This is a genomic window from Frankia sp. QA3, from assembly GCF_000262465.1.
Lineage (GTDB): Bacteria > Actinomycetota > Actinomycetes > Frankiales > Frankiaceae > Frankia.
Genome location: NZ_CM001489.1, coordinates 1,727,030 through 1,748,110, shown reverse-complemented (window position 1 = coordinate 1,748,110; position 21,081 = coordinate 1,727,030). Strand labels below are relative to the sequence as shown.

At 73.9% G+C, this 21,081-nt stretch carries 17 protein-coding genes; 5 read left to right on the top strand and 12 right to left on the bottom strand.

Annotation, left to right across the window (positions count from 1 at the left end):
* Nucleotides 1-83: 83 nt before the first annotated feature.
* From FRAQA3DRAFT_RS06875 to FRAQA3DRAFT_RS06865, 3 genes are read right to left on the bottom strand one after another with little or no spacing between them, the layout of a single operon-like run.
* Nucleotides 84-1,244 (bottom strand): thiolase, encoded by a 1,161-nt coding sequence (locus FRAQA3DRAFT_RS06875; RefSeq protein WP_009738344.1) that lies wholly within the window; start codon nt 1,242-1,244, stop codon nt 84-86.
* Nucleotides 1,241-2,494: a Zn-ribbon domain-containing OB-fold protein gene (locus tag FRAQA3DRAFT_RS06870; protein ID WP_009738343.1), complete on the bottom strand. Its 1,254-nt coding sequence runs from the start codon at nt 2,492-2,494 to the stop codon at nt 1,241-1,243. Before FRAQA3DRAFT_RS06870 ends, FRAQA3DRAFT_RS06875 begins: the two co-directional genes overlap by 4 nt.
* Nucleotides 2,495-2,537: 43 nt before the next feature.
* A complete protein-coding gene (locus FRAQA3DRAFT_RS06865) occupies nt 2,538-3,464 on the bottom strand; it encodes an SDR family NAD(P)-dependent oxidoreductase (protein ID WP_009738342.1) in 927 nt (308 codons plus the stop codon).
* A 176-nt stretch (nt 3,465-3,640) separates the two neighbouring features.
* Between FRAQA3DRAFT_RS06865 and FRAQA3DRAFT_RS06860 the strand changes: the two genes are divergently transcribed.
* The 3 genes from FRAQA3DRAFT_RS06860 to FRAQA3DRAFT_RS06850 are packed head-to-tail and all read left to right on the top strand — an operon-like array spanning nt 3,641 to nt 7,637.
* Nucleotides 3,641-4,930: an acyl-CoA dehydrogenase family protein gene (locus FRAQA3DRAFT_RS06860; RefSeq protein ID WP_009738341.1), complete on the top strand. Its 1,290-nt coding sequence runs from the start codon at nt 3,641-3,643 to the stop codon at nt 4,928-4,930.
* Entirely contained in the window at nt 4,927-6,084 is a 1,158-nt protein-coding gene (locus FRAQA3DRAFT_RS06855; RefSeq protein WP_009738340.1) for an acyl-CoA dehydrogenase family protein, read from the top strand. Before FRAQA3DRAFT_RS06860 ends, FRAQA3DRAFT_RS06855 begins: the two co-directional genes overlap by 4 nt.
* Nucleotides 6,081-7,637 (top strand): class I adenylate-forming enzyme family protein, encoded by a 1,557-nt coding sequence (locus tag FRAQA3DRAFT_RS06850; protein WP_009738339.1) that lies wholly within the window; start codon nt 6,081-6,083, stop codon nt 7,635-7,637. The genes FRAQA3DRAFT_RS06855 and FRAQA3DRAFT_RS06850 overlap by 4 nt, the downstream gene beginning before the upstream one ends.
* On the opposite strand, the gene FRAQA3DRAFT_RS06845 is transcribed toward FRAQA3DRAFT_RS06850, so the two are convergent.
* Nucleotides 7,638-8,669 carry an LLM class flavin-dependent oxidoreductase gene (locus tag FRAQA3DRAFT_RS06845; RefSeq protein ID WP_035920642.1) on the bottom strand — a complete coding sequence of 344 codons (1,032 nt, stop codon included), beginning with the start codon at nt 8,667-8,669 and terminating at the stop codon, nt 7,638-7,640.
* A 205-nt stretch (nt 8,670-8,874) separates the two neighbouring features.
* On the opposite strand from FRAQA3DRAFT_RS06845, the gene FRAQA3DRAFT_RS06840 reads away from it, so the two are divergent.
* Nucleotides 8,875-9,588 (top strand): TetR/AcrR family transcriptional regulator, encoded by a 714-nt coding sequence (locus tag FRAQA3DRAFT_RS06840; RefSeq protein ID WP_035920641.1) that lies wholly within the window; start codon nt 8,875-8,877, stop codon nt 9,586-9,588.
* A 16-nt stretch (nt 9,589-9,604) separates the two neighbouring features.
* Here the strand turns inward: FRAQA3DRAFT_RS06840 and FRAQA3DRAFT_RS06835 are convergent, their stop codons facing one another.
* The 7 genes from FRAQA3DRAFT_RS06835 to FRAQA3DRAFT_RS06805 all read right to left on the bottom strand — a co-directional run bounded on the left by FRAQA3DRAFT_RS06835 (nt 9,605) and on the right by FRAQA3DRAFT_RS06805 (nt 18,471).
* Nucleotides 9,605-11,227, bottom strand: a complete 1,623-nt coding sequence (locus tag FRAQA3DRAFT_RS06835) for an ABC-F family ATP-binding cassette domain-containing protein (protein WP_009738336.1) — start codon at nt 11,225-11,227, stop codon at nt 9,605-9,607.
* Between the two features lie 144 nt (nt 11,228-11,371).
* A complete protein-coding gene (locus FRAQA3DRAFT_RS06830; RefSeq protein ID WP_009738335.1) occupies nt 11,372-12,895 on the bottom strand; it encodes an HNH endonuclease signature motif containing protein in 1,524 nt (507 codons plus the stop codon).
* A gap of 498 nt (nt 12,896-13,393) precedes the next feature.
* Complete coding sequence (locus FRAQA3DRAFT_RS06825; RefSeq protein WP_009738334.1) at nt 13,394-14,566, bottom strand: acetyl-CoA hydrolase/transferase C-terminal domain-containing protein; 1,173 nt, start codon at nt 14,564-14,566, stop codon at nt 13,394-13,396.
* Between the two features lie 27 nt (nt 14,567-14,593).
* Nucleotides 14,594-15,745: a thiolase family protein gene (locus FRAQA3DRAFT_RS06820; protein ID WP_009738333.1), complete on the bottom strand. Its 1,152-nt coding sequence runs from the start codon at nt 15,743-15,745 to the stop codon at nt 14,594-14,596.
* A complete protein-coding gene (locus FRAQA3DRAFT_RS06815; RefSeq protein ID WP_009738332.1) occupies nt 15,732-16,190 on the bottom strand; it encodes a Zn-ribbon domain-containing OB-fold protein in 459 nt (152 codons plus the stop codon). Before FRAQA3DRAFT_RS06815 ends, FRAQA3DRAFT_RS06820 begins: the two co-directional genes overlap by 14 nt.
* 92 nt (nt 16,191-16,282) lie before the next feature.
* Nucleotides 16,283-17,377: an acyl-CoA dehydrogenase family protein gene (locus FRAQA3DRAFT_RS06810; RefSeq protein ID WP_009738331.1), complete on the bottom strand. Its 1,095-nt coding sequence runs from the start codon at nt 17,375-17,377 to the stop codon at nt 16,283-16,285.
* On the bottom strand, nt 17,374-18,471 hold the full coding sequence (locus FRAQA3DRAFT_RS06805) for an acyl-CoA dehydrogenase family protein (protein WP_009738330.1): 1,098 nt from the start codon (nt 18,469-18,471) through the stop codon (nt 17,374-17,376). Before FRAQA3DRAFT_RS06805 ends, FRAQA3DRAFT_RS06810 begins: the two co-directional genes overlap by 4 nt.
* Before the next feature lie 333 nt (nt 18,472-18,804).
* On the opposite strand from FRAQA3DRAFT_RS06805, the gene FRAQA3DRAFT_RS06800 reads away from it, so the two are divergent.
* On the top strand, nt 18,805-19,872 hold the full coding sequence (locus tag FRAQA3DRAFT_RS06800) for a Rieske 2Fe-2S domain-containing protein (RefSeq protein ID WP_009738329.1): 1,068 nt from the start codon (nt 18,805-18,807) through the stop codon (nt 19,870-19,872).
* Here the strand turns inward: FRAQA3DRAFT_RS06800 and FRAQA3DRAFT_RS06795 are convergent.
* Entirely contained in the window at nt 19,850-21,064 is a 1,215-nt protein-coding gene (locus FRAQA3DRAFT_RS06795; RefSeq protein WP_009738328.1) for an amidohydrolase family protein, read from the bottom strand. The two genes, FRAQA3DRAFT_RS06800 and FRAQA3DRAFT_RS06795, sit on opposite strands and share 23 nt — an antisense overlap.
* Nucleotides 21,065-21,081 lie beyond the last annotated feature (17 nt).

Here is a 21,081-nt window from a genome sequence, read left to right as displayed (position 1 = left end):
GTGTCGTTCGGCCGCCGGTCGTTCGGCCGCCGGTCGTTCGGCCGCCGGTCGTTCGGCCGCCGGTCGTTCGGCTTCTGGGCCGGTCAGCCCCGCTGGGACGACAGAATTGTCACCGCGGACACCGCCGTGGGGCCACCGATGTTGTGCGCGAGCGCCGTGCGGGCGCCGTCGACCTGGTTGGCCGCCTCGCCGCGGAGCTGCTCGAACAGCTCCACGCACTGCGCGACGCCGGTGGCGCCCGGCGGGTGCCCCTTCGCCTTCAGACCGCCGCTGGGGTTGACCGGCTTGGCCCCGCCGACGTTGGTCACCCCGTTCTCGATCAGCTTGTAGGCGCCGAACTTCTCGGCGAACCCGAGGTCCTCGTAGCTGATCAGCTCGACGCCGGTGAAGCAGTCGTGCACCTCGGCGACGTCGATGTCCTCGGGGCCGAGCCCCGCCATCGCGTAGGCGGCCTTCGACGCCTTCACCGTCGGCGGGAACGTCGTCATGTCCTTCTTGTGCTGGTGCATCACCCGGTCGAGGCCGAGCCCGACGCCGCGCACCCAGACGGGACGGTCGGTGTAACGCTCGACGACGTCCTCGGAGACGAGCAGCAGCGCCGCGGCGCCGTCGCTCTGCGGCGTGCAGTCGTACAGGTTGAACGGGGCGACCACGACGGGGGCGTTCAACGCCTGCTCGACGGTGATCTCGTAGCGCAGCTGCGCCTTCGGGTTCGGCACTGCGTGCTTGTGGTTCTTCACGGCCACCATCGCGAGGTGTTCCTTCGTCGCGGGCGACTCGTGCAGGTAGCGGGCGACGTGCAGGGCGAAGTTCGCCGGGGCGACCAGGCCGAGCGGGTAGTCCCAGGCCATGTCGCGGGTCAGGCCCGCCCACTCCCAGAACGTGCTGCGTGCCGAGGACTCACGCACCTTGTCCGCGCCGACGACGAGCACGACGTCGAACGCCCCGGACGCGACCGCGAAGGTGGCGTTGCGGACCGCGTCGTTGCCCGTCGCGCAGGCGTTCTCCACCCGGGTGACGGGAATGTCGAGCAGCCCGCAGGTGTCCGCGAGGATGCCCGTGGGGAAACCGTCCGAGGTCGTCAGCTCACCGAACCAGGCCGCCTGGATGTCGGCGCGGTCCAGGCCCTTGTCGACGTGCGCGGCCATCTCGGAGACCGCCATCGGCAGCAGTTCCTTGATGCCCAGGCCGAAATGCTCGCCGAACGCCGTCATCCCGGCGCCGACCACCGCCACTCGCCTCATCGCACCGCTCCCTCGCCTGCATCCGCGGCCGTCGCCGCATCCGGGTACTCGGCCGCATCCGGGTACAGCGCATAGCCGTAGTCCGGAATTCCTGAACGCACCGCGACCCGACGCAGCACCAGTCGGCCGCGGTCACCGATCTGCACCGTGCCGGCCGGGGCGCCGGTCACCTTCACCAGCGCGCGCACGTCGACGTCGTCGAGCTGGACGATCGCCAGCGAGTACGGCGTCGGCAGGCCCGGCACGGGGACGTGCACGGTGACGACCGTGTACACCTCGCCGGTGCGCGGCAGCGGGGTCAGCGTCCAGCCGTCCTCGGAGCCGCAGTTCAGGCACCGCCGCCGCGGCGGCAGCGCCAGCGTGCCGCAGGCGTCGCACCTGCCCGCGTCCCAGCGCAGCTTCGCGTCGAAGGCCCGCTCGTAGGCGGCCAGCGAGATCGCGATGTCCGGCCCGGGGGTGCGGGTCAGCTTCTCCGGCGCCAGCAGCGCCGGGGAGTCGCGACGCACCGCGGGCACCCCGTCGACGCGCAGCGCCGTCGCCGACCCCTGCTCGACGGCGAGGACGAGCCCGCCGGCGCCGACCTCGGCGAGCGCCGCCACCGCGAACAGCGCCGCGCTCGCGCCCGTCGTCGGCAGCGTCGGCGGCACCCCGGCGCACAGCGCCCGCGCCTGCTTGGCGGGCAGCCCCGCCACGACCACCGGCTTGTCGGTCAGCTCGAGGCGCTCGATGGCGACCCCGACGCCGCGTTCACGCTCCAGCCGGGCGTCGGAGTAGTCGCGGGCGCCGCCGCCGTTCTCCCGGCTGTGTACCGGCAGGCTGCGCACGATCCGGCCGACCGGCTCCACGCCGACCCCGGCCCCGTCGGCCAGCAGCGCCGCGGCGGCGCCGACCGGGCCGGACTCGCCCGCGTCGACGCCGATGACCAGCGTGCCGGCCTCGGCGCCGCCGAGGGAGTCGAACACCGCCGGCCCGCCGCCGACCTGCTCGACCACGGGCACGTCGTCGGGCAGGCCGATGCCGGCCAGCAGCGCCGCGGCGTTGCCACCGACGAGCAGCGGCAGCTCCCGGGTCACGAAGACCACCCGGCGCACGTCCGGCGCCGTCGCCGAGCCGGCCGGGGTGGCCTGCTCCAGCGCCGCACGGGCGGCGGCGACGGCCAGGGTCACCGCGTCCTCGTCGGGTCCCAGGACCCGTCCCCGCGCGCTGCCCCAGGGGGGCAGGTACGTACCGACAGCGGCCACCGTCGTCATCGCGTCGTCTCCTCTCGCCGCCAGCAGATCAGTGACACACCGATCACGAAATGATGTTCAGGCCGGCCAGGCCCGCCGGGGCGGTGCCCAGCACCACGCGCAGCCCGGCGTCGAGCTCGGCGGCGTCCAGGCGCCCGCCGCGGGCGGCGCTGTAGCCGCGGCGCACGCTCCACGGGTCCACCGGATGCACGGTGTTGCCGTCGATGCGCAGCACCCGCCCGGTCAGCCAGCCGGAGCGCTCCGAAGCCAGCCAGGCGACGACCGGGGAGGAGTTCGCCGGGTCGAACCGGTCGAAGCCCTCGGCGGCGCCGGGCTGGGCGAGGCCCGTGCCGGCGGTCATCCGGGTCGCGGCGACCGGGGAGATGCAGTTGGCGGTCACGCCGTAGCGGCTGCCCTCGAGCGCCGTGGTCAGCGTCAGGTTCGCGATGCCGGCCTTGGCGGCGCCGTAGGCGGCCTGGCCGACGTTGCCGGCCAGGCCCGTGCCGGAGGTGGTGTTGATGATCCGCCCGGCGACCGGGCGGCCCGCCTTGGACTCGGCCCGCCAGTAGTCGCAGGCGTGCTTGGTCAGGGCGAAGGTGCCCTTGAGGTGGACGCCGATGACGGCGTCCCAGTCCTGCTCGGTGAGCGAGGTGATCGTCGCGTCCCGCAGGATGCCGGCATTGTTGACGATGGCGTCGAGCCGGCCGAAGCGTTCGACCGTGTTCGCTACCAGGGAGCGCACCGCCGCCCAGTCGGTGACGTTGCCGGTGTCGCGCACCGCGACCCCGCCCTTGGCCTCGATCTCGGCGACGACGGCGTCGGCGGGCTCCTCCTGCGACGACTCCCCGCGGACTCCGACGCCCAGGTCGTTGACCACGACAGTTGCCCCGTGCGCGGCCAGCTCGAGGCTGTGGCTGCGGCCGATTCCCCGGCCCCCGCCCGTCACGATGACGACGCGTCCCTCCAGGAGACGCTCACCCTGTTGCGACACCCGTCAGCTCCTCTGCCCGGTCAGTCCGCACGGCGACGCTGGCGACTCTAGGGTCTACTTGACATATTCGTCAAACCTTAGTGTCATGAGGCCATAATCCTTGTCCGGGACCCCCCAGCGCACCCCTGGCAGCCGGGACTTCCCGCCATACTTGACACCCCAGTCGGAGATTGCCCATGCCGAGCGAGATGGACCAGTTCGTCGCCGAGGTCACCGCGTTCCTCGACGCCCACGCCACCCGCCGTGCCCGGGCGGCCGAGGACGTCGCCTGGGGCGAGGGCGAGGACCGGCTCTCCTATTTCAGCACCGATCCGCCTGACGTGGAGAACGCCAAGGTCGCCGAGGCCAAGGCGTGGCAGCGCACCCGCTTCGACAACGGCTTCGGCTGGCTCACCGGGCCGACCGAGTTCGGCGGGCGCGGGCTGACCACCGTGCACGACCTCGTCTACGACGGCCTGGAAGCCGCCTACGAGGTGCCCGAGACCGGGGTGCTCTCCCTCATCGGCCTCGGCATGATCGGCCCGACGATCCTCGCCCACGGCTCCGACGAGCTCAAGCAGCGCTACCTGCCCAAGCTCTACAGCGGTGAGATCATCGCCTGCCAGCTGTTCAGCGAGCCGGCCGCGGGCAGCGACCTGGCGAGCCTGGAGACGAAGGCCGTGCGCGACGGCGACGGCTGGATCCTCAACGGGCAGAAGGTCTGGACGTCGGTGGCGCACCATGCCGCGATCGGGCTGGCGCTGTGCCGCACCGACCCCGACAAGCCCAAGCACCGGGGCATCACCGCGTTCATCGTCGACATGACCGCCCCCGGGGTGGACGTGCGCCCGCTGCGTCAGATGAGCGGCGGCTCCGAGTTCAACGAGGTCTTCCTCACCGACGTCCGCATCTCCGACGACCACCGCCTCGGCCCCGTCGACGGCGGCTGGGGCGTCGCCCTGACCACCCTGATGAACGAGCGGGCCAGCGTCGGCGGCGAGGGCGCGGGCCCCGTCGGCCGCGCGGTCGCCCTGCCCTTCCTCACCGAGCTGCTGCGCGCCAACGGCCGCCTCGACGACGGCGCCGCCCGCCGGCGCCTCGCCGAGCTGCACGCCGACAGCCTCGCCACCGAGTACCTCAACCACCAGATGGTCCGCAAGTTCCGTGCGGGCGAGCAGCCGGGCCCCGAGGCGTCGGTGTCCAAGCTGATGTACGCCCAGAACCTCACCCGGGGCGCCCACTTCGCCGCCGAGATCATCGGCCCGCGCCTGATCGCCGACACCGGCGCGTGGGGCACTTACTCGTGGACGGAGCTGCTGTTGTCCACCCCGGCGCTGCGGATCCTCGGCGGCACCGAGGAGATCATGAAGAACATCCTGGCGGAGCGGGTGCTCGGCCTGCCCAAGGAGCCGGGCATCGACACCAGGTCGCCGTTCCGGGAGCTCCGTCGTTCGGCCGGCGCCACGGAATCGAGGTCTGGAGCATGAGCACCGAGGACACCACCAGCACCGAGCTGGACGAGCTGCGCTCGGCGGTACGTGACTTCATGACCGCCAAGGCCGACGAGCAGGCCGTGCGCGCCGCGATCGACTCCGAGCGCGGCTACGACGACAAGATCTGGGCGCAGATGGCCGAGCAGCTCGGCCTGCAGTCGCTGGCCCTGCCCACCGAGCACGGCGGCGACGGCTACGGCCTGGTCGAGCTCTCCGTCGTGCTGGAGGAGATGGGCCGGGCGCTGCTGCCCTCGCCGTTCCTGTCCTCGGTGGTGCTCGCCGGCACCGCGCTGGTCGCCGCGGGCGGCGACGAGGCCGCGCGGATCCTGCCCGGCATCGCCGCCGGCACCACCACCGCCACCCTCGCCCCGCCGGCCGTCGACGGCAGCTGGTCACTCGGCGGGCGCGGCACCGGCGACGCCCTGGCCGTCACGGCGAGCGCCGGCGCGGCCAGCGGCGACACCGGTGACGTCACCCTCGACGGCACCGCGCCGCTCGTCCTCGACGGCGCCGGCGCCGACGTGCTCCTCGTCATCGCGGGCGGCCCGGCCGGCCCCGGCCTGTACGCCGTCGACGCCGACGCCGCCGGGCTCACCCGCACCCCGCTGCCCGTGCTGGACCTGACCCGCCGCATCGCCAAGGTCACCTTCGCCGCCACCCCGGCCCGGCTGGTCGGCGAGGCCGGCGGCGCCGCGGCGATCCTCGACCGGGTCCTCGACGTGGCGACGACGGCGCTGGCCGCCGAGCAGGTCGGCGCCGCCCGCGCCTGCCTGGAGGCGTCCACCACCTACGCCAAGGACCGCGTCCAGTTCGGCCGGCAGATCGGCACCTTCCAGGCCGTCAAGCACAAGGCCGCGGACATGCTCACCCGCGTCCAGGTCGCCGACGCCGCGGCCCGCGAGGCCGCCCGCGCCGTCGACGGTCTCGCCGACGCCCCCGACGCCGGCGTCGCCGCCGCCGTCGCGCACGCCGTCTGCTCCGAGGCGTTCCTCGCGGTCGCCACCGAGAACATCCAGGTCCACGGCGGCATCGGCTTCACCTGGGAGCACGCGGCGCACCTGTACTACCGGCGGGCGAAGGCCTCCCAGCTGCTGTTCGGCGGCCCGGCGGTCTACTACGAGCGGCTGCTGGCCAAGGCCGGCGTGTGAGCGCCGCCCCGGACCCGGCCACCGCGCCGCCGTTGCCGGGTCCGGGGCTCGCCGCACCGGGCCCCGGCCCGGACACCGCGGGCACGGTGCGCACCGCCGCCGGACTGCGCTTCACCGGCCTCGCGGCCACCGTCGGCGACGGCGCGCGCGCCACCGTCGAGCGGGTGCCCGACGCCGAGGCCCTCGTCGACCTCGCCACCGGCCAGCGCCTGACCTACCTGCAGCTGTGGGACGCGGCCAGCCGGGTCGCCGGCGGCCTCGTGGCCGCCGGCGTCGAGTCGGGCGACCGGGTGGCCGTGCGGCTGCCCAACGGTGCGCCCTGGTGCGCGGCAGTGCTCGGCGCGATCCTCGCCGGCGCCGTACCCGTCCCCGTCAACACCCGGCTGACCCCGGCCGAGGTCGCCCACATCGTCACCGACTCCGCCGCCACGCTGGTCGTCGACGACCCGGCCGCGCTGCCCGACGGCCCGCCCACCGTGCGCCTCGCCGAGGACCCGGAGGCGCTGGCGGCGCTGTTCTACACCTCCGGCACCACCGGCGTGCCCAAGGGCGCGATGCTGTCGCACCGGGCGCTGCTGTCCGCCGCCGAGCAGTGCCGCCGTGCCCTGCACCTCGGCCCGACCGAGGCGACCCGGACGCTGGTCGCCGCGCCGCTGTTCCACGTCCTGGCCTTCGGCATGCAGTGGCTGCCCGCCCTGCTCGCCGGCGGCACGGTCGTCATCGCCACCCACTTCGAGACCGGCGCCTGGCTGGCCGCGATCCGCGACGAGCGCATCGACGTGCTCAACGGCGTGCCGGCGATGTACTGGCAGGCGCTGCGCCACCCCGACTTCCCCCGCACCGACGTCTCCCACGTCCGGCTGGTCAGCTACGGCGCCGCACCGACCCCGCCGAGCCAGGTCGCGGAGCTGCTGGCCGCCTTCCCCGCCGCGCGCTTCGGCCCCGGCTACGGGCTGACCGAGGCCGCCTGCGTCAGCGGGCTGGACCATGACGAGGTGCTCGCCCACGCCGACTCGGTCGGCTCGGCCGTCGCCGCCACCGAGCTACGCCTCGACGGCCCCGAGGCCGCCGCGGGCGTCGGCCAGCTCCTCGTGCGCGGCCCGCAGCTCATGAGCGGCTACTGGCGCCGGCCCGAGGCCAGCGCCGAGGCCCTCGACGGCGGCTGGCTGCGCACCGGCGACCTCGCCCGCATCGACGACGCCGGGCGCGTCCACCTGCTCGACCGGATCAAGGACATGATCAACCGCGGCGGGGAGAACGTCTACAGCATCGAGGTCGAACGGGTGCTGGCGGCGTTCGCCGGCGTCGGCGAGGTCGCCGTCGTCGGCGTGCCCGACCCGCGCCTGGGCCAGCGCGTCGCCGCGGCCATCGTGCCCCGCCCCGGCGCCGCCGTCGACGTCGACGCCCTGCTCGCCCACGCCGCCGGCCGCCTCGCCGACTTCAAGATCCCCCAGTACGTCGCGATCCTGACCGAGCCGCTGCCCCGCAACGCCGCCGGCAAGGTCGACAAGGCCCGCCTGCGCACCGACACCGCCTGGGGCCCCCGCCGCTGATCAGCTGTCGGTGTGGGCGCGCACGACCGGGGCGACGGCCTCGGCGAAGCGGTGGATCGACTCGCCGACCTGCTCGCGGGGCAGGCCGCCCCAGTCGATCTGGCCGTAGAAGCGGTCCAGGCCGAGCGCCTGGTGGGCGTCGAGGATCTTCTCGATGAGCTGGGCGGGCGTGCCGATCATGATCGCGTTGCCGCGGCGCATCCCGTCGGCGAACGCCTCCGCGGAGACGACGAAGCCACGCCCGCCGGGCGTCTTGGGACGCAGGTACTCGTAGTAGTACGGGTGGACGTCGCGGGCGTCCTGCTCGGACTGCGCCGCGTAGAAGTGCGTCGAGATGCCGACCTTCAGCTGTTCGGCGTGGCCCGCCTGCTCACCGGCCGCGCGGTAGATGTCCACGGCGCGCTTGGCATGGCTGAGCGGGCCGCCGATGTAGCCCAGCACCATCGGCAGGCCGAGCCGGCCGGCCCGCTCGGCACTCGCGGGCGACCCCCCGACCCCGATCCACACCGGCAGCGATCCGGGCTCGACTCGGGGCGTGATCGGCGCGTCGGTCAGCGGCGGGCGGAACCGGCCGCGCCACGTCACCCGCTCGTGGGCGCGCAGGGTCAGCAGCAGGCGGAGCTTCTCGTCGAACAGCACGTCGGCGTCGGCGAGGTGCTCGCCGAACATCCCGAACGGCTCGGCGTACGCGCTGCGCCCGGCAATGATCTCGGCCCGGCCGTGGCTGACCAGGTCGAGGGTGGCGAAGTCCTGGTAGAGCCGCACCGGGTCGAGGATCGGCAGCACCGTCACCGCGCTGGTGAGCCTGATCCGGCTGGTCCGGGCGGCGATGGCGGCGAGCGCGACCGCCGGCGAGGAGACCGCGAAGTCGAGGGTGTGGTGCTCCCCCAGGGCGAACAGGTCAAGCCCCACCCGCTCGGCGAGCGTCGCGTGGCCGACGATCTCGTCCAGCCGCTCGCCGTGGCCGACCCGCACGCCGGTGCCCAGCCGGATCTGGGCGTCGCTGAGCGAGAGCACCCCCAGCTCCAGCATCTCAGGCAACCCCCGCCGCCGGCCGGACCACTGCGCGCATCTGCCTGTCTCCTCAGCTGTCAACTCGGCTGTCAACTCGGCTGTCAACTCGGCTGTCGACCCGCCCGCTACGGACGCGACCCTAAATGGAGCACTAGCTCCACATGACCGCAGCCTAGCGGAAATCCGGAAAAGGTGCTCCAGATGGTGCGGTACCGTCGGAGCCGTGACGGGTGACGGCCAGCGGATGCGGGCCGACGCCCGGCGAAACCGCGACCGGATCGTCGAGGCGGCTCGGGAGCTGTTCACCCAGCACGGGCTGTCGGTGTCGACCAACGAGGTCGCCCGGCACGCCGGCGTCGGCATCGCGACGCTGCTGCGCCGCTTCCCCACCCGCGACGAGCTCGTCGGCGCGGCGTTCTTCCCGAAGATGACCGGTTACCGCGACGCCATGTCCGCCGCCCTGGCCGACCCCGACCCCTGGCACGGCTTCTGCCGCTTCATCGAGACCGTCTGCGGCATGCAGGTCGCCGACCTCGGCTTCACCGAGGTCCTGACGCGCACGTTCCCTACCGCGCGGGCGTTGGAGTCGCAGCGCGACGAGGTCGCGGCCGACTTCGGCCGGCTCATCGGCCGGGCCCAGGCCGCCGGCCGGCTGCGGGCGGACTTCGCCCACCAGGATCTCGTCGTGATCCTCATGGCCAACGCCGGCGTCGTCGCCTCCAGCGGACCGGCCGCCGAGGTGGCCTCCCGGCGCCTGGTCGGCTACCTGCTGCGCTCCTTCGCCGTCGACGCCGCCCATGCCGCCGACGCCGCCGACGCCGACGCCGACGCCGCTGCCGCCCATGCCGAGCTGCCCCCGCCGCCGAGCCGCACCGCCATGTACCGCGCGATGCTACGCCTGCGGACGGCGCCGCCGGAGCCGGACAGCAGCCCCTGACTGCGCGCGCCGCCGGTCAGGCCGGGGCGGGCAGGTGCAGTTCGCGGCCGGGCCAGCGGGAGCGCAGCCAGCGGTCGTGGGAGGCGACGACGATGGCGCCGGGGCCGGGCCCCAGGGCGTCCTGCAGCTCGTCGGCGAGGCGCGGCGAGAGGTGGTTGGTGGGCTCGTCGAGCAGCAGCAGGTCGGGCGGGTCCGCGACGAGCAACGCCAGGGCCAGGCGGCGGCGCTGGCCGACCGAGAGCTCCCCCACCGGGCGGCCCAGCTCCCGCGGGGCGAGCAGGCCGAGGCCGACCAGTGGCACGGCCTCGGCCCGGCGCTGCCCCACCGCTCGCATGTAGGTGTCGGCCGCGGTGCGTTCCGGCCGGTCGAACACACTGTCCTGGGCCAGCAGGCCGACCCGCAGGTTGCCGCGGCGGCGCACCTCGCCGCCGCCGGCTCCGAGGCGCCCGGCCAGCACGGCGAGCAGCGTCGACTTGCCCGCGCCGTTCGGCCCGGTGACGAGCAGCCGGTCGGTGGCGGTCAGGTCGAGGCGGTCCAGCGCGAGGCGGCCGGGCACGCGGACGTCGCGCAGCGCGAGCAGGGTGCCGTCCGGCGACGGGCCGGCCAGCGCTGGCACGGCGAAGCGCAGCGGCGGCGGGGGGCGGCGGACCTGGGCGCGTTCCAGCTCGTCGAGGCGGCGGGCGGCGTTGCGGACCCGCCGGGAGATCTGCTGCTCCACCCGGTTGGTGAGCAGGCCGAAGCTCATCTTGTTGTTGTCGCGTGGCCCGCGGTTCGCCGCGATGGTGCGCGAGGTGGCCGCGACCGCGTGGCGCAGCGCGGCGAGTTCGGTCTGCTCGTCGGCGAAGCGCCGCTCCCAGCGGTCCCGCTCGGCCTGCTTCGCGGCCTGGTAGGCGGTGTAGCCGCCGCCGTAGCGGGTCGGGCCGTCGACGGCCGGGTCGAGGTCGATCAGGTCGGTGCAGACGGCATCGAGGAACGCCCGGTCGTGGCTGGCCGCGACCACGACGCCGGGCAGCGCGCGCAGCTGCTCCTCCAGGAAGGCCGCGGCGTCGTCGTCGAGATGGTTCGTCGGCTCGTCGAGCAGCAGCGCGGTGGGCCGGCGCACCAGCAGCGCGGCGAGGGCGAGTCGGGCCCGCTGGCCCCCGGACAGCGCCGACAGGGCCCGGCCGAGCTCGATCCCGCCAAGCCCGAGACCGGCCAGGGTGATCTCGGCGCGCCGGTCGGCGTCCCAGGCCGCATGGTCCTGCGCCCGTTCGAGTCGTATGCCGTACGCGGCGAGCAACGCCGGATGGTCGGGGCCGTCCGGCGGGGTCGCGGCGAGCGCGGCCGTGAGCCGGTCGAGTTCGGCGAGGTCCTCGCGGGCCTCGCGCAGCGCCTCGTCGAGCACGTCGGCGATCGTCGCGGCCGGATCGAACGGCATCTCCTGATGGAGGAAGCCGACGTCCGCCGGCCGCGAGACGGCGCCGCCGTCGGGTTCGTCGACGCCGGCGAGCAGCCGCAGCAGGGTGCTCTTGCCGGCCCCGTTCTCACCGATCAGCCCGACGCGATGCCCCGGCGCCGCAGTGAGCGACACCCCGTCGAGAACGCGGCGTCCACCAAGCGAGCGGACGAGGTCGGACGCCGAAAGAGCGGGCTGAGCCACGCGAACACCACCGAAAGGATCGCATCTCCCGCCCGCCGGGACGCTGCCTCGGTCGCGGGCGCGGGTGGTGTCAGAGCTTCATGATGCGTCCATGGTAACCCTGGGCGGTTCCGCGGAACCGGCTGCGTCGGGGTCTGTCTCGGCTCAGGGGTTGAGGAGGGCGTGGATCGAGTCGATGAGGCTGAGTCGGCCGCCGTCGGGGGTGTGGATGGCGGTGGGGGTGATGTGCCGGGTGGCGTGGGCGAGTCTGCTGGCGGGTTCGGGTCCGGGCAGGATCGGTGGGGCGGTGGTGAGGACCCGGCCGTCAGCGGTGCGGGCGGTGACCGTACCGTCCGCAGCACGGTCGAGTCGGATGTCGTCGTCGTGGACGGCCCGATGATGGGCCGAGCAGATCAGCAGCAGCCGATCGATGTCGGTGTCACCTCCCCAGCCCCACTCGGTGAGGTGGTGGATCTGCAGGAAACGGGTGTGCCCACAGCCCGGGTACTGGCAGACGCCGTGGTCACGGGCGTAGACGGCGTCACGCAGTCGCTGGCCGGGGTGACGCTGCCGCCGACCCAGGTAGAGCGGGTTGCCGTCGGGGTCGGTGACCATGCCGCGGAGGAACCCGTCACAGCCCAGGCGTGCCACGACCTGCCGGGACAGCCCGATCCCCCCATCAACCTCCGCCCACGCCCCGATCCCGATCCGCGTCATCCCCACCGGCCCTGAGACGCTGCCCGCCGCCGCCCCGGCCGGGGTGTCCGCAGCGCCCGTGCCACCACCGCTGGCAGGGCAGTCGCTGCTGGACACGGCGGTGTCGGGGAGGGTGGTCAGGTGCATGGTCAGGGTGTGCTCAGGGGCCATCAGCCCGGGCGCCTGCCGGTCGAGGAACCCGTCGGCCAACGCGACCAGCGCCTCGGCGTCCCGCTGACGATCCCGCATCCGGACCACGCTCTCCCCGTCCGCGGGCACCTCCTCGGCCTCGGCGGCACGGGCCTGGGCATCGCCGGTGGTGTCGAGAGGGGTGGTGGTGTCGAGAGGGATGGTGGTGTCGAGGCTCGCCCGGGCCGCGTTCAACGCCGCGATCAACCGAGCACCATCGTCCGGAGGAAGAACCGCGCTCACGCGGAGCATCCCGTCATCGTCGTACTGCCACGCCAACCGCGGCCCCGACCGGCGTGTCCTCTCCTGGCCGCGGGCCTGCCGGGCGCACCGCACCAGCCGCTCGATCTGCCCGGCGGTGCAGTACCGCGCATGGGTCAACCACACCTGCTCGGACCGTTCGTCGGCGATCCGGGTCACCGCCCGGACCTTCGCATACGACAGGGTGCCCGCGGCGAACGCGGCCCGGATCGCCGGGAGACGCTCCAACGCATGCCCGGTCGCCACATGCTCCCGCGCGGTCCGCAGACCGATCCCGCACCGCCACGACAGCCAGTGCGCACACGAGCCCATCCCGATCCCCGACCAGCCCTCCCGCCGGTCGAACGCCGCCACCGCCAGCAACCAGGCACACGTCGCCGCCGCGATCCGCCCCGCCCACCGGCAGATCACCTCCTCCACCTCCCCCAACGACGCCGACTCCACATCCACCTCCACCACCGCCGACCAGGCGGAGGGATCGGCGGGTACAGGGGACACGGGAACAGTCATCATGATCACCGGGCCAGGGGTGTCGTCGAACATCGGACTCGAACATCGTCCCACCCCCCACCGACAAAAACCCAACCAAGATCAATCGAGCCTCAACGCCCACACTCCGCCGGGATCGACCCGAAGCCCCGACCCGGACGCGGAACCTGGGCTTGTAACCGGCATCACGGCATCACAGCATCACGGCATCACAGCATCACGGCATCACGGCATCACGGCATCACGGCATCCGATCACGGCATCCGATCACGGCATGCCGCGGAACCCGAACCGGCCGACAGCAGACCCGGAAACTGCGCGTGGAAGCCAAGCCGGCAACCCAAAAGACGATCATGGTGTTCCGCGGAACCGGCACCGACCCGAATCCTGAGCCAGGACGCGAATCCGGCAGGCCGACTGCCGATCATGGTGTTCCCTGGCCGGCGCCGGGCCGGACCGGGCCGGGATGGGCCGGGATGGGCCGGGATGGGCCGGGATGGGCCGGGCCGGGATGGGCCGGGATGGGCCGGGCCGGGATGGTGATCGGGGAGATCAGGGGGTCGTCGGGTGGTCCCAGAGGTGGTGGAGGGCGGCGGCGCGTTCGCGGCGGTCGAGGCCGCGCAGATCGGCGGTGCCGTGCTCGGTGACGACGACGTCGACGTCGTGGCCGGGGGTGCTCACGGGCGCGGACAGGCGCTCGACGAGGGTCGGGCGGCCGCGGTGCGTCGAGGGCATCGCGATGATCGACAGGCCGCCGGCCGATCGGGCGCCGGCGGCGGCGTAGTCGGCGTGGCCGCCGACGCCGCCGACGGTCGCGCCGGGGAAGCCCTCGACGTTGACCTGGCCCTGCTCGTCGAGCTCGATCGCGGTGTTCACCGCGACGAACGGCTGGCCGCTCGACAGCCGGCCCAGGTCGTGGGTGTGCTCGAGGGGATGCAGCAGCGGGCGGCCCGCAGCCCAGGCCAGCAGGTCGGGGCCGCCGGCGAGGTAGGTCGTCACCGGGGTGCCGGCAAGCAGGCCGCGGCGGTCGAGGTCGACGACGCCCTCGGGCAGCAGGCCCGAGTCGATGTGCACCGGGATGCGCAGCGCCTCCAGCACGGCGACGCCGAGCGCCCCCGGGCCGACCTGCAGGCGGGCGCCGGGCGGGACGAGGGCGGCGACCCGCTCGGCGATCGCCCGGTGCTCGTCGCCGGGGGCGCTGAACTCCAGCGCGACCGGCGGGGTGTCGGTCTCCCCCACCAGGACGAGCCGGTCGGCGGGCAGCGCGGGGCCCGCGTCGCAGTGCGGGGTGGCGTGGGCGACGACCCCGGCGACGCGGGCGCCGGCGGCGATCGCGGCGTGCATCCACGCCACCTCCGTGCCGAACGCATAACCGCCGCCGGGGGCCGGCACGACCGTGGCGACCAGCAGGTCCGGGCGCAGCGGGCCATGCAGCAGCGCCGGCACCGCCGACAGCCGCACCGGCAGCGCGCGCACCCGCCCGTCGTCCACCGGGCGGCGCAGCCCCCAGCCGGACATCACCGCGCGCACGTCGGCGAAGGCGGCGAGGTCGAGCTCCCGGTCGGCGACGGGCAACCAGCCGAGCAGCAGCCGCACCCCGCCCACCGCGGCGGCCGCGGCGGCGAGCTCGCCGGACACCGCCCGCGGCGCGCCGATCCCGTCGGCCAGCGCCACCCGGCTGCCCGGCTCGACGAGCTCCGCCAACTTCCCGCTCTCGACACTCACGCTCTCACCCTCGCAATCGGGTCCAGCTCAGGTGGACAGGATGGTGACGGCGGCGGTGCCGGGGGCACCGTAGAGGTGGGCGTAGCCGACGCGTGGGGTGCCGCCGACCTGCCGGCCACCGGCCCGGCCACGCAGCTGGGTGACCAGCTCGTGGATCTGGCGCAGCCCGGAGGCGCCGACCGGCTCGCCGTTGGCGAGCAGCCCGCCGTCGGTGTTGACCGGCAGCTTCCCGCCGATCTCGGTGGCGCCTTCGGCGAGCAGCGTCTCCTGCTCGCCGTCCTTGCAGAAGCCGTTCTCGGCCAGGTGGATGACCTCGGAGCCGGCGTCGGTGTCCTGGAGCTGGGCGACGTCGACGTCCTCGGGACCGATGCCGGCCTGCTCGTAGGCGGCCTGGGAGGCGAAGACGGTGGGGCTCGGGGCCGTCTCCAGTGGCAGCGACGGGCTGAGTAGCTCGAAGGCGCCCTCGCGGCGGGAGAACAGGGTGCTGGCGCGCAGGTAGATCGGCTTGTCGGTGTACTTCGACGCCAGATCCGCCCGACAGAGGATGGCCGCGGCGGCGCCCTCGTCCGGCGAGCAGTACATGTACTGGGTCAGCGGGTAGTTCAGGTACTGCGACTCGAGGATCTGCTCGGCGGTCATCGGGGTTCGCCGCCACGCCCGCGGGTTCGCCGCGCCGTTGCGGAACGCCTTCTCCGCCGCCCGGGCCAGCGTGATCGGGGTGATGCCGAAGTCGTGCATGTAACGGTTGATCTTCATGCCGAAGAAGTGCGTGGTCAGGAACAGGCCGGCCTCGCCGTACCAGCCCGGCAGCCCGGAGACCGACGGGTGGTCGGAGAACGCGCCGCGGGGGTGCTTGTCCAGGCCGATGGCGATCGCGATGTCGGCGTCGCCGAGGCGGATGGCGTTCGCCGCCATCGCCAGCGACGTCGCGCCGGTCGCGCAGCCGGTGAACACCGCCCGGCCCGGCACGCCGGTCAGGCCCAGCAGCCCGACGATCGCCTCGGGGTTCTTGACCTCCATGCTGCCCGCGTACAGCGCCTGGATGGCCGACCACTCCACCCCGGCGTCGGCGAGGGCCTCGATGACGGCGTCCTCGCCCATCTCCAGCGCCGACTTGCCGGGGTAGCGCCCGAACGGGTGCAGGCCCGTGCCGATGATCGCAACGTCACTCGGAGCCATCGCCGTGTCCCTCCTCGGCCCCGACCGGGGCGAACGCGTAGATCAAGGTCTGGTTGCCGTCGGCGTCGGTGCCGAACGGGACGATGCGCAGCTCCATCTCCTGGCCGATGTGCAGCTTGTCGGGGTCGGCCTCGGTGAGCCGGGCCTCGACGCGCAGCGCGCCGGGCAGCTCGACGTAGCCGACCGCGAACGGCTCGAACGTCTTCGGCGTGTCGTCGCCGGCGTATGGCGGGGACGGCGGGCGGAACCGCTGGCCGGTGAACGTCCACAGCGTGCCGCGGCGCGGCAGCTCCACCCGCTCCAGCTCCTCGTTGACGCCCCCGACCAGCTTGTGGCTGCGGTACGGGAAGACGAGCTTGCCGTCCGACGACCGGCCGCCGATCAGGGCGGGTTCCTCCGCCGGCCAGGTGAAAAGATCCTCGGCCAGGGGTACCTGCTGTGCCATTCCCACTCTCCTTCGAGCGTTGGAGCCTTCGAGCGTTGGAGCCTTCGAGCGGTCGAGCGGTCGAGCGGTCGAGCCTTCGATCGGTCGAGCCGTCAGACGGACGCGCCGGTGACCAGCGCCCACAGCGGTTCGTCCGAACCGGTGCGGACCACCTCGTCGCCGAGCAGCCGCTCCCAGCGCCGCTGCGTGCCCTCGTCGTCGCGCCACGACCACAGCCGGCGGGTCACCAGGTGCAGCGGGTACTCCTGGGTGATGCCGATCGCGCCGTGCAGCTGATGGGTGTCGGTGGCCACCGTCCCGGCGGTGCGGGCGGCCACCGCGCGCACCGCCGCCGCCGTGCCGGACCCCGGGCGGGTGACGGCGACGGTGAGCGCCGCGTCGAGCAGGTCGCGCTCGACGGCGAGGCCGGCGACGAGCTGGCGCACCGCGGGCAGCGCCGACAGCGGCCGGCCGAACTGCTGGCGCGTGGTGACGTGGTCCTTGGTCAGCGTGCAGGCCCGCTCGACGGCGCCCGAGATCGCCGCGGCGCGCAGCACCGCGGTGCGGTCGAGCACGTCCGCGGCGAGCCGCGCGGGCGCCACGGCGACGCGGTCGGCGGGCAGCCGCAGGCCGTCGAGGCGCAGCGGTCCCGCCGCCTCACCGGCCAGGTCACGTTCAACCCCGCCGGCGGCACCGGCGGCGCTCCCGGGCGCGGTCGGGTCGGCGGGCGGCGCGGCGCTCGGCGGGGCGTCCAGGACGGCGACGACGGTGGCGTCGGCCTGCTCGACGACGAGGACGACCGTGGGCACCTCGGGCAGCCAGCGCACCCGCGCGACGGTGCCGTCGAGGACCCAGTCGGCCGCATCGTCACCGGCATCCGGGTCGCGGCGGGCCTCGACGGTGCCGGCGGGGGCCAGCGCCAGCGCGGCGCGCTCGGCGGTCGCGGCGATGGGCAGCCCGGCGCCGGCCAGCGCCCAGGCGGCCAGGCCGGTCTCGATCAGCGGGACGGCGGCGGCGTGGCGGCCGACGCCCGCGGCGAGCTCGGCGACCGCGGCGAGATCCCCGCCAGCGCCGCCGTCGTCCTCGGGCACGCCGACACCCGGCCAGCCGAGCTCGGTCAGCAGCGCCCACAGCTCGCCGGGGGCGGTGTCGGCGTTCGCCCCGAGCACGTCGTCGACGACGGGGCGCAGATCGGCATCGAAGATCATCGTGGCAGCTCCGCCCGGCTGATGACGGTGTACAGGACCTCGGAGGAACCACCGCGGATCGACGCGCCGGGCACGACGGCCAGGCCGTCGACGAGCAGCCGGTGAGCCTCGGCGTCGCCCTCGCAGACGTCGAAGACGTACCGGGCGGTCTCCACGACGTCCTTCTCGAACCGGGTGCCGGCGAGCTTGAGCCCCGCGGCCAGGCGCACCGGCGCCTCTCCCTGGTCGAGGGCGTCGGCGAGCTGCAGGCCGAGCTGGCGCAGCGCGGTCAGGCGCGCGGCCAGCTCGCCGAGACGCTCGGTCGCGGCCCGGTCGGGATGGCGCGCGACCGTGCGGATCATCGCGGCGAGCACGGGGTAGGTGCTCAGGTAGCGCTCCACCCCGCCGCGTTCGAAGGCGAGCTGCTCGGTGACCTGTTTCCAGCCGGCGCCGACCGTGCCGAGGACGCGGTCGTCGGGCACGTGCACGTCGTCGAGGATCACCTCGTTGAAGTGGTGCTCGCCGACGAGGTCGAGGATGGGCCGCACGGTGATGCCGGGGGTGTCGGCGTCGACGAGGAACTCGGTCAGGCCCTCGTGCTTGGACGCCCCCTCGCCGGTGCGGGCGAGGATGTACAGGTGGGTGGCGTGGTGCGCGGACGTCGTCCACACCTTCGCCCCGGTGATCGACCAGCCGCCGTCGATGGGCGTCGCCCGGGTGCGCACGGCCGCGAGGTCGGAGCCGGCCTCGGTCTCGGACAGGCCGAGGCCCACGACGACCTCGCCGCGGCAGATCTTCGGCAGGATCTCGGCGCGCTGGTCCTCGGTGCCGACCCGCAGGATCGTCGGGCCGATCTGGCGGTCGGCCGTCCAGTGGGCGGTGACCGGGGCACCGGCGCGCAGCAGCTCCTCGGTGACGACGAACCGCTCGGTGTTCGACCGCCCGCCGCCGCCGTACTCGGTCGGCCAGGTCATACCGATCCAGCCGCGGCGGCCGAGCTCGCGGGTGAAGTCGGGGTCGTAGCCGCGCAACCAGCTGTCGTTGCGCGCCGCGATGCCGGCCGCGGCGACGAACGCGCGGACCTCCCGGCGCAGCCTGTCGTGGGGGTCGGCCATCAGCCGACCTCGTCGCGGACGACGATCATGATGGTTCCTCCGGGTGCGCAGCCGCCGTGGGACGGCGCTCGCACCGATGTCGGCGGGATGCTTCGCACCGCGGCCCGGGGGGTGCGATCCAGCCCGCACATCGTAGTTGACGATTTCGTCAGGAGTAAACCGGTGCGCCGGCCGCCGGGCCGGCGCGAGCGGGTCCCGGCGGGGGCGGGCGGGTCCCGGCGGGGACGGGTCCCGCGGGCGATGTCCGCCAGCTTGTCTGGGAACGCCGTTCCCACGTAGGGTGCACCCATTCCGGGAGGTTCTGCAGGCCGGGAGGATGCGGAGGTCGGGGCAATGAAGCTGCACGGTTTGGACCTGGCGTTGACCGGGTGGTTCCAGGTGGCGTGGTCGGTCGACATCGGCCCGGAGCAGGTCGTCCCGCTGCGGTATTTCGGCCAGGATCTCGTCGCCTACCGGGGCCGCGACGGCGTGGTCCGCGTCCATGACCGGTACTGCCGGCATCTCGGCGCGAGCCTGGCCCACGGCGGCTGCGTCGTCGACGACGGCATCCGCTGCCCATTCCACGGCTGGGTCTGGAGCCCGCAGGGGCGCAACGTGTCGATCCCCTACCAGGAGCGACCCAACCGCGGTCCGAAGCTGGGGACCTGGACGGCGGTCGAACGCAACGAGGCGATCTACGTCTGGCACGACGCGGCCGGCCGGGAGCCGCTGTGGGACGTCCCCGACGCGCTCGGCGACGCCCCGCACGCGGCGAGCCGGCGCTTCCACCCGGCCGGCGTCGAGGGCCGTCAGCACTTCCGCGACCTGCGCGCCCACCCGCAGATGGTGCTGGAGAACGTCGTCGACCCGCACCACTTCCGGTTCGTCCACCACACCGCGGCCAGCCCGGTGGTGCTCGAGGAGCGGGTGGAGGGGTCGCAGTGGTGGTCGCGGGTCGGCTTCGGCCGCGGCTGGGCACAGCACCCCAACGACGCCGAGGGCAAGCTGCGCACCGACAGCGCGAACACGATCGAGATCCTCTGGTCCGGCCCCGGCGTCAGCGTCAACGTCGAGCACATGGGCGAGGGCGTCCGGGTGATCTCGATCAACACCACGCCGGTCGAGGACGGCCGCACGGAGATCTTCGCGACCTACTGGATCGACGAGCTCGACGGCGACCTCGCCGACGGGACCTACGAGCGGCGCCTGGCCGACGCCAAGCTGGCGCTACCTGACGACATCGTCATCTGGGCCAACCAGACCTTCCTCGACGCGCCGGCGCTGGCGACCGAGGAGGCCCGCGGGTTCCGCGCGCTGCGCAGCTGGTCCGCGCAGTTCTACCCGGACGCGGCGGTCAGCCCCGAGGCCCGTAGGACCGCCGCCGCGCCGGAGGGAGCTGCTAGAGCTGCAGCAGGGACTTGAGGTTGTCCGACAGGATCAGCTTGCGGTCGGAGTCGGAGAGCACGGCGGCGTCGCGGACGAAGGCACCCGGAGTCGGCAGGCCCTCGGGGTGCGGCCAGTCCGAGCCGAAGATGATGTGCCCGACGCCGAGGGCGTCCTTGAGCGCGAGCAGGTCGTCCTCGTAGAACGGCGCGACCCAGACGTGCTCGCGGAAGCTCTCCACCGGGTCGACGGCGAACTTCTGCGGGATCTTGCCGTAGGCGCTGCGGATCCGCCGGACGAGGTCGAGCACCCAGGTGGAGCCCGCCTCGATGGTGGCGACCTTCAGCGCCGGGTGGCGCTCGAACACACCGTGGCCGACCAGCGCCGCGATGGTGTCCTGGATGGGCCGCTCGACGTGCAGCTGCATGATCTCGGGCAGCGGCGTGGTGCGCAGGCCCTCGAAGGCGCCCTCGCCCCACTTCTCGGCGACCCACTCGTAGCCGGCCTCACCGGTGTGGTACGACACCACGATGCCGGCCTCGGCGGCGGTCGCCCAGAACCGGTCGAAGATCGGGTTGCCCGGGGAACGGGTGATCGCACCGGCGCGGACCGGGCCCGGCACCAGCACGACGATCCGCGCGCCGGCGTCGCGCACCCGCTCCAGCTCCTTGACGGCCAGGTCGGGGTCGGCCAGCGACAGCACCGGCGTCGAGATGATGCGGTCCTGGTACGAGTAGCCCCACTCGTCCTCGATCCAGCGGTTGAACGACTCGACGATCGCGTGCAGCGCGTCGGGCTTGTCGGTGAGCAGCCCCTCGACGGCGACCCCGACCGTCGGCAGCATGATGGTCGCGGCGACGCCCTGCTCGTCGAGCTTGGCGATGCGCGCGTCGCGGTCGGTGTACTCGGGCTGGCTCTCCTGCAGCTTGCCGACGAACGCCGCGAGCTCCCGGCCCTCGGTGTTGTTGCTGCGGAAGTACTGCTCGAACACGCCGGGGGCGGCGACGGTGGGGAACGTCGGGTCCGGGTTGGTGGTGTAGAGCTTGTTGTTGATCACCATCCGGGTCCGGCCGTCGGGCGTCTGCAGAATCTTGATCAGCCGCTTGTACTCGGGCGCCAGGTGGCGGGTGAGCGCGTCGGCCGTCTCGTAGTAGTGCTGGTCGGCGTCGTAGAGCGGGTAGCCCAGCGACGGGGTCACGGCCGCGTCGCCGGGGGCTGCCAGGGTGGTCATGGACTCTCCTCGTTCCA